Consider the following 14,984-nt stretch of genomic DNA (forward strand, 5'->3'; position numbering starts at 1 on the left):
GGTTATTTTGAACTTGTAACATTGACTGGTGGGCACGAGGGAATTAAGTGCGGCGATATTTGTTAATTCAATTCATGTTATTTTTAATGCCCTGCTGTGTCAATCTGGCTTACAGCAGTTCTTGGGTATTCAATAATCCTTACCCTGAGAGCGAGGCCAATGAAAATATTTATTATTCTTCTTTTAATGAACAGCCAAAAACCCTGGATCCGGCACGCTCCTATTCTTCCAATGAATATCTTTTCATAGCCCAAATCTATGAGCCGCTGCTGGAGTATGATTACTATAAAAGACCCTATGAATTAATACCATTAACGGCTACCCGGTTACCCACGATTCGATATTTGGATGCACAGGGAAACCCTGTCCCGGCAGAAGATAATACGAAACCAGCTTACAGTGTCTATACCATTCAAATAAAAAAAGGGATTTTATATCAACCTCATCCTGCTTTGGCCCGGAAGAAGGATGGCTCTTATCGATATCATCATTTATCAGAAGATTATTTGGAAGAGCATGATATTAGCAAGTTGTCAGATTTTAAATACACGGGCACCAGGGAGCTGATCATCGATGATTACATTTATCAAATTAAAAGATTGGCTACTCCGGCTGTGAGTTCTCCTATATATGGATTGATGAGTCACTACATTCTTGGTTTCAAGGAGTATGGTGATAGTCTTCCTAAAGGAGCGACCAATAAAAATTCTTTTATAGATTTACGTCAGTATCCTTTGAAGGGGATTAAAAAATTAGATGATTACACCTTTGAGATTACATTGAAGGGGCAATATACACAATTTTTGTTTTGGTTAGCCATGCCTTTTTTTGCTCCAGTCCCTTGGGAAGCGGATTTATTTTATTCCCAAAAAGATATGGATGATAAAAACTTATCTTTTGGTTGGTATCCTATAGGTACAGGGCCTTTTATGCTGACTGAAAATAATCCTAATAGAAGCATGGTATTGGAGAAAAATCCCAATTTCAGAGAAGTATATTTTCCTGTCAATGGCTCAGATGCCGATAGACGGGCAGGTTATTTAACCAATCAGGGAAGACGCTTGCCATTAATTGATAAAGCCGTTTATACCCTTGAAAAGGAATCCATACCTCGTTGGAATAAGTTCTTGCAAGGTTACTATGATATGTCAGGGATAAGTGCTGACAGTTTTGATCAGGCTATCCATATTAATCGCTTTGGAGAGCCTATTCTCAGTAAGGAAATGAAAGATAAAAAAATATATTTAAGACAAACCCTGGAACCGTCTGTCTATTATACTGGCTTTAATATGCTTGACAGCGTCGTTGGAGGCAATAGCAAAAGAGCGCGAAAATTACGCCAGGCGATTTCTATCGCGGTTAATTTTGATGAAAATATTGCCATATTTTTTAATGGCCGAGGTATTCCGGCACAAGGTCCTATTCCACCCGGTATCTTTGGGTACAAAGAAGGTAAAGAGGGTATTAATCCCTATGTTTATCAATGGGTGAACAATGCCAGGAAACGAAGACCCTTAAGGGATGCGCAGAAATTAATGGTTGAGGCAGGGTACCCGGGAGGGATTGATCCGAAAACTGGTAAACATTTAATTCTTCATTACGATGTGATGACAACAGGAGGGCCTGATGATAAGGCAAGGCTTGACTGGATGCGAAAGCAATTTGCAAGTATAGGGATTGACCTCAATATTAGAGCAACCCTTTATAATCGTTTCCAGGAAAAGATGCGGATAGGTCATGCTCAAATATTTAGTTGGGGTTGGAATGCCGATTATCCTGATCCCGAAAATTTTTTATTTTTGCTTTATGGAAAAAATGGAAAAGTCAAATATGGTGGTGAAAATGCATCGAATTATGAAAATCCTGAATTTGATAGGTTGTTTAATTTGATGAAGAATCGTCCAAACGACCAACAAAGACAAAAACTAATTGATAAGATGTTAGCAATTGTCCGGCATGATGCTCCATGGATATGGGGTATGCATTCTGAAGATTTTATTTTATCGCAAGATTGGGTATCTAATGTAAAATCCAATACGATTTCTCTCAATACGCTAAAATATGTTTCTGTTAATGTTCCTGAACGTAACCAGTTGCGACGAATCTGGAATCAACCAGTATTCTGGCCTTTAGGTGTGCTGTTTGGACTATTGCTTGCTTTGGTAATCCCCCTTTTCATCGCTTTTTTAAAGAAAGAAAAACAACCGGCAGAAAGAGTTAAATTAAAATGATTAAATACATGCTGCGCAGAGTTTTATATGCGATTCCAATTTTGTTTGGTATTAATCTTATTACTTTTGCATTGTTTTTCATGGTGAATTCTCCAGATGATATGGCTCGTATGCATTTAGGTAATAAACATGTGGAGCAAAAAGCCATTGATGATTGGAAGGCTGTTCATGGCTACGATTTACCATTATTTTATAATGCAGAACAAACTGGATTGAATCAATTTAAACAGACTTTGTTTTATGAAAAATCGCTTACGTTGTTTACTTTTAATTTCGGTGTTTCAGATGCCGGAAGGGATATCAGTCATGATATATCTTACAGAATGTGGCCAAGTCTTGCCATTGCCTTACCTACTTTATTATTTGCGGTGTTGGTGAATATCATTTTTGCTATGGCTATGGCATTTTTTCGTTCGACTTATCTTGATTTATCGGGGGTGATTATTTGTATTATCCTCATGTCCATATCCAGTTTGTTTTACATCATTGGTGGGCAATATCTCTTTGGAAAAATATTAAAATGGTTTCCTATCTCAGGCTATGATGACGGCCTTGATGCTTTGAAATTTACAATTTTGCCAGTCCTAGTGGCTGTTTTGGGACAATTAGGGGCTGGGGCACGCTGGTATCGAACCTTGGTTTTGGAAGAAATTAATAAGGATTATGTAAAAACTGCAAGAGCAAAAGGACTCTCTGAGCAAAGGATTTTATTTAAGCATGTATTAAAAAATGCCATGTTACCTATTTTAACCGGAATTGTGGTCATCATTCCTACTTTGTTTATGGGAAGTTTGGTTTTAGAGTCATTTTTTGGTGTGCCGGGCTTGGGTAGTTATATTATTGATGCGATACAACAGCAAGATTTTGCTATTGTAAGGGCTATGGTTTTTTTGGGGTCGGTTCTTTATATCATAGGGTTGGTTTTGACTGATTTTTCATACCTTCTCGTTGATCCCCGAGTGCGATTATCCTGATAACCAAGGAGTATGTGGCAAAAATGACATTTGAATTGCTTTGGACTGACAAATGTTTTCTTACTTTACTGATGGTAGTTTTATTTACTGTTTTGATGAGTCTTAGAAAACAACACATCAAATTGTCATTTGCAATCATTTTACACAGGCCATTGGCAATCAGTGCTGGAATTGTGTTGTTGTTGTTTTTAACAATAGGAGTATTGGACTCTATTCATATCAAGTCTATCAATGATAAAACAGAAAAAACTCAGTCTCTTTTGGATAAAGTTCTCGCACCCATAGGAAGTACCTATGAGAAAACCTATTCAGCGCCTATGGCTTTAAATCAATTTATGAGTGAAACGAAGTTAATTAATGGTGTAACGACTCAGATCTATCCTCGCTTGAAATATCCACCAGTCTCTATCAAGAATGAAAAAGACAAATCGCTGATTATCAAGTCGGTAATAATCAAAGGTTTAACCTATAGCATTTTGATGATTTTAGGTAGTTGGTTATTACTGGTTTTAATAAAGTTTAGTTTTGGATACAAAAATATTTTTATCTTAAGCCCTACTCAAGTGAGTGTCATAGTAACAGTGGCCATACTTACTTTAGCCGTAACTATTGGTTATGGATTATCAAGGTATTTTCACGTGTTGGGTACTGGACAAATTGGTCAAGATATTTTTTATTTCAGTTTAAAAAGTATTCGAACGGGGCTGATCATTGGCTTTTTAACAACTCTATTCATGTTGCCACTGGCTTTGTTTCTGGGTATCGCAGCAGGGTATTTTGGTGGACTTGTCGATGATATTATCCAGTATGTTTATACTACTTTAAGCTCTATTCCTGGCGTTTTATTAATCACTGCTTCGGTATTGTCATTGCAAACCTATATAGCAAACCACCCTGAGCAATTTACTACTCTGGCCAAGAGTGCCGATGCTCGTTTATTGGCGCTTTGCCTGATTCTTGGAGTGACCAGTTGGACAAGTCTGTGCCGTCTTTTGAGAGCAGAAACGTTGAAATTGCGGGAAATTGATTATGTTTTGGCCGCGCGCGCTTTAGGCAGTAATTGGTTTACCATCGTTCGCAAACATTTGGTGCCTAATGTCATGCATATCGTCATCATTACCTTGGTGTTGGATTTCAGTTTTTTAGTATTGGCAGAAGCTGTATTGACCTATGTGGGAGTAGGGGTTTCTCCCATGACTATCAGTTGGGGGAATATGATTAATGGGGCACGGCTTGAATTGGCGCGTGATCCTGTTGTATGGTGGCCTATGTTTGCAGCTTTTTTATTAATGTTCATATTGGTTTTGGCAATGAACTTGTTTGCAGATGCAGTACGGGATGCTTTTGACCCGCATCAATCTCATTTATAGACAATATCTGTTAGTTTCCTATTTCCGGAATTTAGGGTAAAGTTTCCCAATTATCGTGAATGGGTTAATCCTCTATGCGACAACGATTTGTTCATTTAAGAGTACATACAGAATTTTCATTAGTCGATGGTTTAGTGCAGATTAAACCTTTGATGAAGGCCTTACCTGCAAGGGGTATGAGCTCAGTTGCTGTAACAGATTTTTGTAATTTATTTGCTGCTGTCAAAGTATTCAAAAGTGCGACAGAGGCGGGAATCAAGCCCATTATCGGTAGTGATTTACCGTGCCATGATTTGGAAACCCCGGATACTATTTTTTCTTTGGTTTTATTATGTCAAGACACTACAGGCTATAAAAATTTAACTTGTCTGGTTTCCAAAGCTTATCAAGAAGGGCAATACCATGGCCAACCCAGAGTACAATTACAATGGATTCCAGAGTTTTCTCAGGGTTTAATCGCTCTGTCTGGGGGAAAGTTTGGCGATATTGGCCAAGCATTACTGGCAAACGATGATGCCTTGGCAAGAAAACGTGCTTTACATTGGATGAGTTTATTTCCGAATCGTTTTTATCTGGAAATTCAGCGAACCGGAAGGGCTGATGAGCTGCATTATAATGAGAAGTTGGTCGCGTTAGCGGATGAATTGCAATTACCCCTTGTTGCAACCAACGATGTAAGGTTCATCAATGAGGATGATTTTGATGCTCATGAAGCTCGAGTATGTATACACGAAGGCTATACGTTGGCTGATCCCAGGAGGGTTCAACAATACAGTTCCCAACAGTATCTGCGTTCAGCAGATGAAATGGAGCTTTTATTTTCGGATCTCCCCAGTGCATTACAAAATACGGTAGAAATCAGTAAACGCTGTAATGTAAAACTCGAGATCGGCCATAATTACCTACCTAATTTCCCAATACCTGATGGCTCTACTGTTGAAGCGTATTTATCACATCTTTCTGAAATTGGTTTGGAAGAACGTTTAAAACAATTATTTAGAGACAAGTCTGAGGATGAGGCGCTTGTTGCAAGAGAAGCGTATGACAAACGTCTTAAAATTGAGCTGGATGTTATTAATAACATGGGCTTCGCTGGTTATTTTTTGATTGTTGCTGACTTTATTCAATGGGCTAAGCAAAATGGGGTTCCAGTAGGACCAGGCCGAGGTTCCGGTGCTGGTTCTCTGGTTGCTTATGCCCTTAAGATTACTGACTTGGATCCTTTAGAGTACGAGCTGCTTTTTGAACGATTCTTAAATCCAGAACGTGTTTCCATGCCTGATTTTGATATTGATTTTTGCATGGAAGGCCGTGACCGGGTCATTGAATATGTGGCAGAAAAATATGGAAGGCAAAGCGTTTCCCAAATCATCACTTTTGGAACTATGGCCGCAAAAGCCGTAGTGAGAGATGTTGGGCGTGTTTTAGGTCATCCTTATGGCTTTGTGGATAAGCTGGCGAAATTGATTCCGTTTGAGTTAGGCATTACTTTAAGTAAAGCGATGGAGCAGGAAGAGGAGCTTCGCCGACGATATGAAGAAGAGGAAGAAGTAAAGGAGTTATTTGATCTTGCTCTGAAGCTGGAAGGAATTACTCGTAACGCAGGCAAGCATGCCGGAGGAGTAGTTATTGCACCTTCTCAGTTGACTGATTTCACAGCGATTTACTGTGAAGAAGGGTCAACACAAATAGTCAGCCAATTTGATAAAGACGATGTTGAGGCGGTTGGATTAGTCAAGTTTGATTTTTTAGGATTAAGAACACTAACCATTATCGATTGGGCTCTGGCTACAGTTAATAAGCAATGTGAAAATGCCGGGCTGTCGCCAATTGATATTAGCCAAATACCAACGGATGATGATGCTACTTTTGAGTTATTAAAAGCATGTAAGACCACTGCTGTGTTTCAGCTGGAATCTCGGGGTATGAAGGAGCTGATTAGCCGGCTTCAACCCGATTGTTTTGAAGACATTATTGCGTTGGTTGCTTTATTCAGACCAGGTCCTCTTCAGTCAGGGATGGTGGATGATTTTATCGACAGGAAGCATGGCAGGGCTCGAGTTGATTATCCGCACCCAGACTTGGAACCAATTCTTAAGCCTACTTATGGGGTTATCCTCTATCAAGAGCAAGTAATGCAAATCGCCCAGGTTCTGGCCAATTACACACTTGGCTCCGCTGATTTGTTAAGACGAGCCATGGGGAAGAAAAAACCGGAAGAAATGGCAAAGCAAAGGGAAATTTTTACCCAGGGTGCTGTTGCGAGAGGAGTGGATGAGCAGGTTGCAACCCATATTTTTGATTTAATGGAGAAGTTCGCCGGATATGGATTTAATAAATCACATTCTGCCGCGTATGCTTTGGTAGCTTATCAAACTGCTTGGTTAAAAGCACATTACCCTGCGGCTTTTATGGCTGCAGTGATGTCCTCTGATATGGATAACACGGATAAGGTTGTAACTTTTATTGATGAATGCGCGCACATGAAATTACAAGTGTTGCCTCCTTCTATTAATAACTCCATGTATCATTTTACTGTATCAGATGAAAAGACAATTATTTATGGTCTCGGAGCAATAAAGGGAGTTGGAGAGTCTGCGATTGAGTGTATTATTCAGGAGAGAAACCAGAATGGACCCTATTTGGATTTATTTGGTTTTTGCCAAAGATTGGATTTACGCAAAGTCAACAGGCGAGTGATTGAAGCTTTGATCAAGAGTGGAGCTTTCGATGATTGGAAAGTGGAAAGGGCTGTATTAACTGCGTCATTGGAAAAAGCGTTAAAAGTAGCAGAAAAAGAACATCAAAACCAATCGAGTGGGCAATTTGATTTATTCTCTCTTTTAGAGGACAAAGCGGATGAACAAAATTATATAGAGAGTAAATCCTGGTCGGAAGCTCAACGATTAGAAAGTGAAAGAGAAGTATTAGGTTTTTATCTTACCGGTCACCCTGCTGATCAATACAGGCGTGAATTGGGGGATTTTATTGTTCCTGTTAGCCAATTAAATCCGTCCTTACATAAAAAAGCGATTATTTGCGCTCAGGTTGCAGCGATTAGAAAAATCATAACCAAACGTGGTAAGAAATTAGTGATTATCGGAATGGATGATGCGACTGCCAGGATTGATGCTGTAGTTTTTGGTGAGATTTTTGAACAGTTTTCTGAACCATTAATGACGGGCAACATGCTGGTAATTGAGGGGGAAGTTGCCATTGATGATTACAATGGTGGTGTTAAAATGACTGCCAACCAACTTTTAAGTATTGCTTCAGCCCGAACAAAATTCGCTCGTTGCATGGAATTGCGTTTAAATCAAAACAATGTTGCCGTATTGCCTTCCATCCAATCCTTACTAAAGACTTATTCAGGGAGGTGTCCAGTGCAACTGGCTTATTCCAATGATGTTGCAAAAGCTAATTTAAATCTTGGCCAGCAATGGTGTGTGACACCTAGCGATGAATTAATTGGGCTATTGAACAATCTTTTAGGGGAAGAACAAGTGGTAATGCGTTATTAGACATACTTTTGATGATAGCACTTGTGGAGTTGAGCATTTAGTTCAGCTCAACCCACACCGACACTATGAAACTTTTTAATTATTAAAGCGTTGTAAGCAGCGTGGAAGTTGAAGAATCTTCTTCAGTAACTTTTTTCTCTTGTAACTTCAATTGAGCCTTTAATTCATTAATTAACTCAAGAGGAAGTTGAACTCCACCGTCAGGAATCGTGACTTCTTTTCCATTGATAAGGAGTTTCCCTTCTTCGGTAATTTCAACTGTTTGTTGTCCTTCTTCAGTTTTTAAATCAGAGCTTGGAGTGTATTCAATCACTATGCCATTAATGATGGATTTGCCATCAGCAATACGAATACCTGTCATCTGAGAGGTATTAGGGTAGTTGCTGTAGTAATTTATGATGGTGGCACTGGCTTTCCATAACAGTCTATAGGCATAATCCAAAGGTAACCCGATGCCCATGCCTACGCCCTGTCCGAGAATTCCCATGGTTGTTCCTAAAACATGAGCCAAACTGATACTGAAAAAAGCAGTAACTAGTTTGCTTGCTATGACTTGAGAGAATAATGCGACACCCATAGGCCCGGTTGTACCAAGCATCAACAGGGTACTTCCTACCATGGTCGTAATTTGCAGTTTGGTTGACATTGCTTTGGAGGATTGGCTAATGACATCTCCCCCAAGATAACCAATTGTTGCTCCCGTGTAAGAAAAAGCGGCTCCAAACATCGGTTGGGTAATGGATGTGATGGGATAGTCTTTGTAAGGATTGGTAGATACTTTTTTTATACTCACACTGGCAACAAATTTGGAAAACTCACTCCATTCCTGTTCAGTAAATGGGGGTAAATCTTTTACGTTGGCTTTACGTATAGCAGCATTAGCATCACTAAAAGCGGATAAAGAAGAATTAATCACTCGATTAGCGGCTAAAAAGCATATTTCCTTGTCTTCTTCATCTAAATAGTTAGTATCCGTAATGCCTAAATCTTTATTAATTAAATTATATAATTTTGAGTTGCTTTTTGGGGATGAAATTTGCGATTGTACGTATAAACAGGCTGCGATGACTACTCTTGAGGCAGTTAAATTTGCTTCCCATTGTTCGGGAGTAGTGATCTCTTCCTCTTTCGCCAGATTTGCTCGAAGAACGAGAATCATTTTTTTTATAAATTTGGTTTGTTTGTCTCTGGATACGACATCAGTGCCTCCAAAAAAAGTAGGTACTCCAATTAAAGAGGGGGGTTGATCCAAATCCACCTGTTTTTCTGTTTTATAGTCTTGGCGTAAAAAGTTAAGGCTGGTAAGAGCTCCTGCTGGCAGTATATAGCGCATATTAACCTCATATCCATTGAAAATTTATTTGTGTGTTTTTTATCTTACCGATTCACTGGTTAAATGCAATCTGATTTGATTAATTTTTACTAAATTGTTGCAATCAGGTAATGCAACAGATTTTATTTATGATTTAACTCTTTGAAATGATGATTTTTTTGCGATTATACTATTTTTAGCCTTGAGTTAGATATGTTACTCTTATAGGGGGTTAGGGCAAAATCATATTTTGATTACAGAATGCAAAATTTGAGTCATTCCCGCGCAGGCGGGACTGACAAACACAGACTCAAATTTATAAAGTATCATGGCATATAATCAACTTAAATTGATATGATCTTGCCCTGTATAGGGTATAAATTAATTTAAACTGAAAACAAATCCATGTCCTGTAGCCTGATTGAGGCGGTCATTAATACTTTGATTAGAAATGACAGAACTGTTTTAGCTGTTTTTGAGAGAAGGGTAGATTTGTATGATGGAATTGGCAAATAAAATCATCAGGATAAGTTACATGGATAAGTTATACCAATATCTTTTACTTCTGCGTTTATCGCATTGGAGTAAAGCAATTTTTGTTATGCTTGGTTTCATTTATACTCCTGTTCCAGGGTATTTGTTCCCGGCATTAATGGCCTCATTTTCTTTCTGTCTTATTGCAAGCGCTGTTTATATTTATAACGATATTCAGGATAGAACTGAAGACAGCTTACATCCTTTTAAATGCAACAGGCCTATTGCCAGCGAGCAGGTTACTTTATTTGACGCGATCATTGTAATGCTATTATTGATGGTTATTGGACTTGCGCTGGGTTGGCTTATTTCAAAAAAATTAGTGGTCATTTTAATTGTTTATTTGATAATCAATCTTGCGTATAACCATGTTTTAAAATTGATTCCGGTTTTTGATGTTGCTTGTATTGCTCTGGGATTTATGCTCAGAGTTTTGGCCGGTACAATAGGAATTGATTTGGCTATATCGGCCTGGTTAACTGTTGCAGCGACGTTGCTGAGTTTGTTTATCGCATTAAATAAAAGGCAATTGGAAATGCAGTTGGGATTGAAAAATTCAACTCGTAAGGTGCTACGACGATATAATCCCGTCTTTCTGCAAAGACTTATCGTTATTACCGGAATAGCCTGCTTTATTACGTATCTGTTTTACACTATTTATGCCAGGGCAGAATCGTTCTTTTTCATTTTAACCTTACCTTTTGCAGCTATTGCACTATGGCGTTTTGCCTGGCTTGCCACTCAGGATGTAGAGAATGATGATCCGGTCAATGTTTTTTTAAGTGACCGATTATCTCGAATAAATCTTTGGTGCTTTGCTATCTTGACTTTCATGGCATTGAATTGATGAGTGTGAAGTGGCGCTGGTATGACAGTCTGTTTATCCTTTTGTTTGTTTATTTGCTGGTTTTACAAATCCAGGCCATTTGGCCGTTCACTATCGATGACATGTATATTTCTTTGCGGTATGCCAAAAACTGGGCTGCAGGAAATGGTTTATTATGGAATTTAAACGCTGAACCGGTGGAGGGCTATTCCAATTTCAGCTTTGTTGTTTTGGGGGCGATATCCATTGTTCTACACATTAATCCGGTTCTTACCCTAAAAATCGCCGGGTTTGCTGGATTACTTATAACCTGTCTTTTTATCTTTCTTATCAGTCGATTTTGGTTTGCCAAACGCGAGTCTCTTATCCCCTGTATTTGGCTTTTGCTATACAAGGGACAAATTATTTGGTCAGTTAGCGGCTTTGAAATGACTGTTTATCAGGCGCTGATTAGTGGTTCAGTCTATTTTGCCTTTCGTGGATTGGGATACCATTTTTATCCTGCTTCTCGAGGTACCTTTAAGACAAGTGGTTTTATCATGGCAGGATTGTTCCTTTCATTAGCAGGAATGACAAGGCCTGAAACACCAGCTTTAATGCTTCTCTTTTTTCTTTTAATAAGTTGGGATCAGAATAAGTTATCTGGTAAGAGGCCATGGAGAGGGGCAGCATGCTTTGCGACTACTATCTTATTGGTCTTTGTGCCTTATTTTCTATGGCGCTGGAACTATTACGGGTTATTGTTCCCTAACTCAGTGTATTGCAAAGGCTTTAATGGAATATCCTATTCACTGGATTTGAATTATCTCAAATTAATTTGGCCATTCGCTATTCTGGCTTTCCCAGCCTGTTTTTATGCTCAGGACAGAAGACATTATTTTTTATGGTCTCCCAGTATTATCTATCTATTAATGCTTTCAAAAGCAGATCCCATTGTTGCTTTTGAGAATCGATTGTTCTTGCCAGCGTTTGCTCTTATGTTACCTCTGACTTGGCAGGGTATAAGTCATCTTTTATTAAGATATTTCAAAAAACAAGATCATTACTTTAAAGCGGCATTGTATGTGAGCGCTTTTTTTCTGGCATTGCTGTTTATACCTAAAATGTCCCTTGGTGATTATCGCTATTTTAGCCAGAATCCGGTACATGGAGAGCAATTACGAATAAGTGTTGTTCAATGGTTAAATACTCATGCCAGGAGTCAAGATAAAGTGGTATTGGCAGATTCTGGTTTGATTCCATTTTTAAGTGAATTGACTTTTATTGATTCCTACTGTTTGAATAATAAAAAAATGGCTCAATTTCCTGTTGTGAATAGATATGAATTATTTTGTCATCAGATTTTAGAGGAAAACCCCTCGATAATTATTTTGACCTCACTTACTGATAAAGGAGAAGTCATTTATACTCCTGGTGATGCTTGTTTAAAGCCATTGCTTGATGATAATAAAAAATACAAATTGAGCGGGGTTTTTTCTTTTGGTAGCGCTGATTCACAATACCGATATGAATTGTTTGCTAATTTTTGATGCGGGAAACTGTAACATAGTGTACGATCTTTCCTTTATAAAGGATTACAGACTGTGGTTTTTATAATGCAAAAAATAATCATGTTGACAAAAAAAATCATTGCAAAACTACCAGTAATTTTGTTTGATGTGGCTGCAATACCGGTTGCCTGGTATGCTGCTTACTGGTTGCGCTATAATATGCAGCCATATCCCAGCAGTCTGACGTCCACCCATTCTTTTATTGCTTTGGCTTTATTATCAATTGTTCAGATTAGTTGTTACTATTATTTTAAGATTTACAGAGGTTTATGGCGTTTTTCCTCTCTCAATGATGTCATCAGGATATTGAAGGCTACTATTACAGCGATGGTTTTGGTAATCCCTGTTTTTTACTTAAGCTCAATTCTTCAGCATCTGCCCAGATCAGTATTTCCCTTGTATTGTATTATCCTGGCTACCATTCTTTGCGGGGGAAGATTGGTGATCCGTCTGCATTGGGATAAGCCTGGCAGAGGAAGCAGAGAACTTGAATCTAAAAGAGTTTTGGTTGTCGGTGCCGGGCAGGCTGGGGAAGGCTTGGTGCGTGATTTGAAAAGAAGCAGTTATTATCAGCCCATAGGCTTTGTAGATGATAATAAAAGTAAGAAGGGATTAGAGGTTCATGGAGTGCGAGTGCTAGGAACGACTAATCAAATTACCGAGTTAGTCAATCAATATGAAGTGGATTTGATTTTCATTGCCATACCTTCTGCTAAATCGGCAACCATGCGAAGAATTGTAACGCTTTGTGAGCAAAGTCATGTGTCTTTTAGTACTTTGCCCAGTATTTCAGCTTTGGCTTCAGGTCGAGTTGAAGTGAATGCATTGAGACCGGTGAACATTGAGGATTTGTTGGGCAGGGATCAAGTGACGCTCGAATGGGAAAAAATTGCTCGTTCAATCGCGGGAAGACGTGTATTGATTACCGGTGGTGGTGGCTCAATCGGTTCGGAATTGTGCCGTCAGGTTATGGCTTTAGAGCCTGCAAGTATAGCAATCGTTGAGAATAGTGAGTTTAACCTTTATCAAATTGAACAGGAGTTGTTAAAGAATTTTCCAGGAATCCCTATTGAATTAAGTTTGGTCAGTGTGACGGATGAAATTGCGATCAATCACTTATTTCGTCGCTTTCAACCTGAAATAGTATTTCATGCGGCTGCTTACAAGCATGTTCCCATGCTTCAGCATCAAGTTCGGGTTGCTGTGTTTAATAATGTCATAGGTACTCAGGTTGTTGCTAAAGCCAGTGTGACATTCGGAACGGAGAAATTCATTTTAATTTCCACTGATAAGGCAGTGAACCCTACGAATATCATGGGAACTACCAAGAGAGTCGCTGAAATTTACTGTCAGAATTTAAATACACGAGTTAAAACCCAGTTTATTACGGTTCGTTTTGGAAATGTCCTGGGTTCAGCAGGTAGTGTGGTGCCTTTGTTCCAAAAACAGTTGCAGGAAGGTGGCCCACTAACTGTAACCCATCCCGATATGCAAAGGTATTTTATGACTATACCAGAAGCTTGCCAGTTAATTTTGCAAGCTATGGTGAATGGGGAGGGTGGTGAAATTTTTGTCCTGGATATGGGGGAACCTGTTAAAATCAGTTATCTTGCAGAACAAATGATTCGCTTAGCAGGCAAAGAGCCAGGAAGGGACATCATGATCGAATACACAGGGTTGCGTCCTGGTGAAAAAATGTATGAAGAGTTGTTTCATGAGACTGAGCAGTTAACCTCAACAAAACATGAAAAATTATTCAAAGCAAGATTTCGTGAACTGGATTGGAATGATTTGACACAAACCATACGAATGATACAGGCGGCCTGTATTGAGCACCAGGATGAGGAATTGCTCGTTCTGTTAAAAAGTTTAGTACCTGAGTTTCAATTGGAACCTATGGTTGAAGCTTAAGCAATAGACCTAATGTAGTCAATCAAGATCGTGTGTTATGGCAATTACTTATGATGATTTTAAAACTCCATTTTCTCCTAATTTGATGGTAAAATGAAAACAGCAAAATAATTTCTTAGCTTCTTGAGTCTTCCTGTGTCCTTGCTCTAGAACCTGGGGCCGTGATTTGGCTCTTCCGGTTCTTCCAGTTTCTCTGCATGTATTAAATTTGTGGCTGCATCACGAAATGCCAGCTTAGCCTGATTAAAAGCTTGTATGCAACGCTCAGACTCAGGCAGACACTTCGCCACTTCTATAGTTTTATATTCTGCTCCCTCGTGGATCGTGTGTTGAAAATCTTCCCATGCCGAACCAGATTGTCCAGAAGTAAGAGAACCAAGTTCTTTATTTGCAGCAGCTACAATACTTTGCCTTGCGGGTTCCAATTTTTTTTCCAATACATCAAGCGCAAAATCAATGTAGTCATCTATTGTTAAACCCATTTCGTCCTCGAAGCGCTCATCGAATTCATCTTGTGTTTCGTTAGGCCGGATCTTTACCCCGCTTGAGTTTATTATAGCTTGCTTCATACCTTCATCTATTGGAGTTTCACTCAGCAATGCCCTTGCTTTGTCGTGTACGTCCATCATTGCCATACAATACTCTCTCCTTGCGTTAAGGTATTCTTCCTCCAGTTGTTCAGTATTTGACCTTGTCATGATATCTACCCCACTTATATACCCATATTTAAAAGGTAGCATTTGATTTAAAATTAT

The 14,984-nt window shown here is 38.9% G+C and carries 9 protein-coding genes; 7 read left to right on the forward strand and 2 right to left on the reverse strand.

Translation table 11 applies throughout. The annotated features are described in order from the left end of the window. The first annotated feature begins 74 nt into the window (after positions 1–74). The 4 genes from CC34_RS0103685 (at position 75) to dnaE (ending at position 8,096) form a co-directional block, all read left to right on the forward strand. On the forward strand, positions 75–2,231 hold the full coding sequence (locus tag CC34_RS0103685; RefSeq protein ID WP_050598192.1) for an ABC transporter substrate-binding protein: 2,157 nt from the start codon (positions 75–77) through the stop codon (positions 2,229–2,231). Further along, the gene (locus CC34_RS0103690; RefSeq protein ID WP_028377967.1) at positions 2,228–3,205 is read left to right on the forward strand and encodes an ABC transporter permease; all 978 of its coding nucleotides are present in this window, start codon (positions 2,228–2,230) and stop codon (positions 3,203–3,205) included. The genes CC34_RS0103685 and CC34_RS0103690 overlap by 4 nt, the downstream gene beginning before the upstream one ends. A gap of 23 nt (positions 3,206–3,228) precedes the next feature. Continuing rightward, the gene (locus CC34_RS0103695) at positions 3,229–4,575 is read left to right on the forward strand and encodes an ABC transporter permease (RefSeq protein ID WP_028379159.1); all 1,347 of its coding nucleotides are present in this window, start codon (positions 3,229–3,231) and stop codon (positions 4,573–4,575) included. Positions 4,576–4,649: 74 nt separating this feature from the next. After that, positions 4,650–8,096 (forward strand): DNA polymerase III subunit alpha, encoded by a 3,447-nt coding sequence (gene dnaE, locus CC34_RS0103700; RefSeq protein ID WP_027227662.1) that lies wholly within the window; start codon positions 4,650–4,652, stop codon positions 8,094–8,096. A gap of 82 nt (positions 8,097–8,178) precedes the next feature. Here dnaE and CC34_RS0103705 read toward each other — a convergent pair whose 3' ends face one another. Next, a complete protein-coding gene (locus CC34_RS0103705; RefSeq protein WP_027227663.1) occupies positions 8,179–9,429 on the reverse strand; it encodes a hypothetical protein in 1,251 nt (416 codons plus the stop codon). Positions 9,430–9,904: 475 nt separating this feature from the next. Here CC34_RS0103705 and CC34_RS0103710 point away from each other — a divergent pair, with 475 nt between their 5' ends. The 3 genes from CC34_RS0103710 to CC34_RS0103720 all read left to right on the forward strand — a co-directional run bounded on the left by CC34_RS0103710 (position 9,905) and on the right by CC34_RS0103720 (position 14,229). After that, positions 9,905–10,789, forward strand: coding sequence for a decaprenyl-phosphate phosphoribosyltransferase (locus tag CC34_RS0103710; RefSeq protein ID WP_028377970.1), 885 nt, complete (start codon positions 9,905–9,907; stop codon positions 10,787–10,789). Then, the gene (locus CC34_RS0103715; protein WP_032833074.1) at positions 10,789–12,297 is read left to right on the forward strand and encodes a DUF8728 domain-containing protein; all 1,509 of its coding nucleotides are present in this window, start codon (positions 10,789–10,791) and stop codon (positions 12,295–12,297) included. The genes CC34_RS0103710 and CC34_RS0103715 overlap by 1 nt, the downstream gene beginning before the upstream one ends. A gap of 66 nt (positions 12,298–12,363) precedes the next feature. Next, positions 12,364–14,229: a polysaccharide biosynthesis protein gene (locus CC34_RS0103720; RefSeq protein WP_161513071.1), complete on the forward strand. Its 1,866-nt coding sequence runs from the start codon at positions 12,364–12,366 to the stop codon at positions 14,227–14,229. A 146-nt stretch (positions 14,230–14,375) separates the two neighbouring features. Here CC34_RS0103720 and CC34_RS0103725 read toward each other — a convergent pair whose 3' ends face one another. Further along, on the reverse strand, positions 14,376–14,969 hold the full coding sequence (locus tag CC34_RS0103725; protein ID WP_080272115.1) for a lpg0967 family Dot/Icm T4SS effector: 594 nt from the start codon (positions 14,967–14,969) through the stop codon (positions 14,376–14,378). Positions 14,970–14,984: the final 15 nt, after the last annotated feature.

It is taken from the genome of Legionella pneumophila subsp. fraseri, assembly GCF_000586315.1.
GTDB lineage: Bacteria > Pseudomonadota > Gammaproteobacteria > Legionellales > Legionellaceae > Legionella > Legionella pneumophila_B.

Coding starts and splice junctions, on each gene's coding strand:
- CC34_RS0103715 (WP_032833074.1), top strand. CDS start 10,789: ATGAGTGTGAAGTGGCGCTGGTATGACAGTCTGTTTATCCTTTTGTTT.
- CC34_RS0103685 (WP_050598192.1), top strand. CDS start 75: ATGTTATTTTTAATGCCCTGCTGTGTCAATCTGGCTTACAGCAGTTCT.
- CC34_RS0103705 (WP_027227663.1), bottom strand. CDS start 9,429: ATGCGCTATATACTGCCAGCAGGAGCTCTTACCAGCCTTAACTTTTTA.
- CC34_RS0103695 (WP_028379159.1), top strand. CDS start 3,229: ATGACATTTGAATTGCTTTGGACTGACAAATGTTTTCTTACTTTACTG.
- CC34_RS0103720 (WP_161513071.1), top strand. CDS start 12,364: ATGCAAAAAATAATCATGTTGACAAAAAAAATCATTGCAAAACTACCA.
- CC34_RS0103725 (WP_080272115.1), bottom strand. CDS start 14,969: ATGCTACCTTTTAAATATGGGTATATAAGTGGGGTAGATATCATGACA.
- CC34_RS0103690 (WP_028377967.1), top strand. CDS start 2,228: ATGATTAAATACATGCTGCGCAGAGTTTTATATGCGATTCCAATTTTG.
- CC34_RS0103710 (WP_028377970.1), top strand. CDS start 9,905: ATGATGGAATTGGCAAATAAAATCATCAGGATAAGTTACATGGATAAG.
- dnaE (WP_027227662.1), top strand. CDS start 4,650: ATGCGACAACGATTTGTTCATTTAAGAGTACATACAGAATTTTCATTA.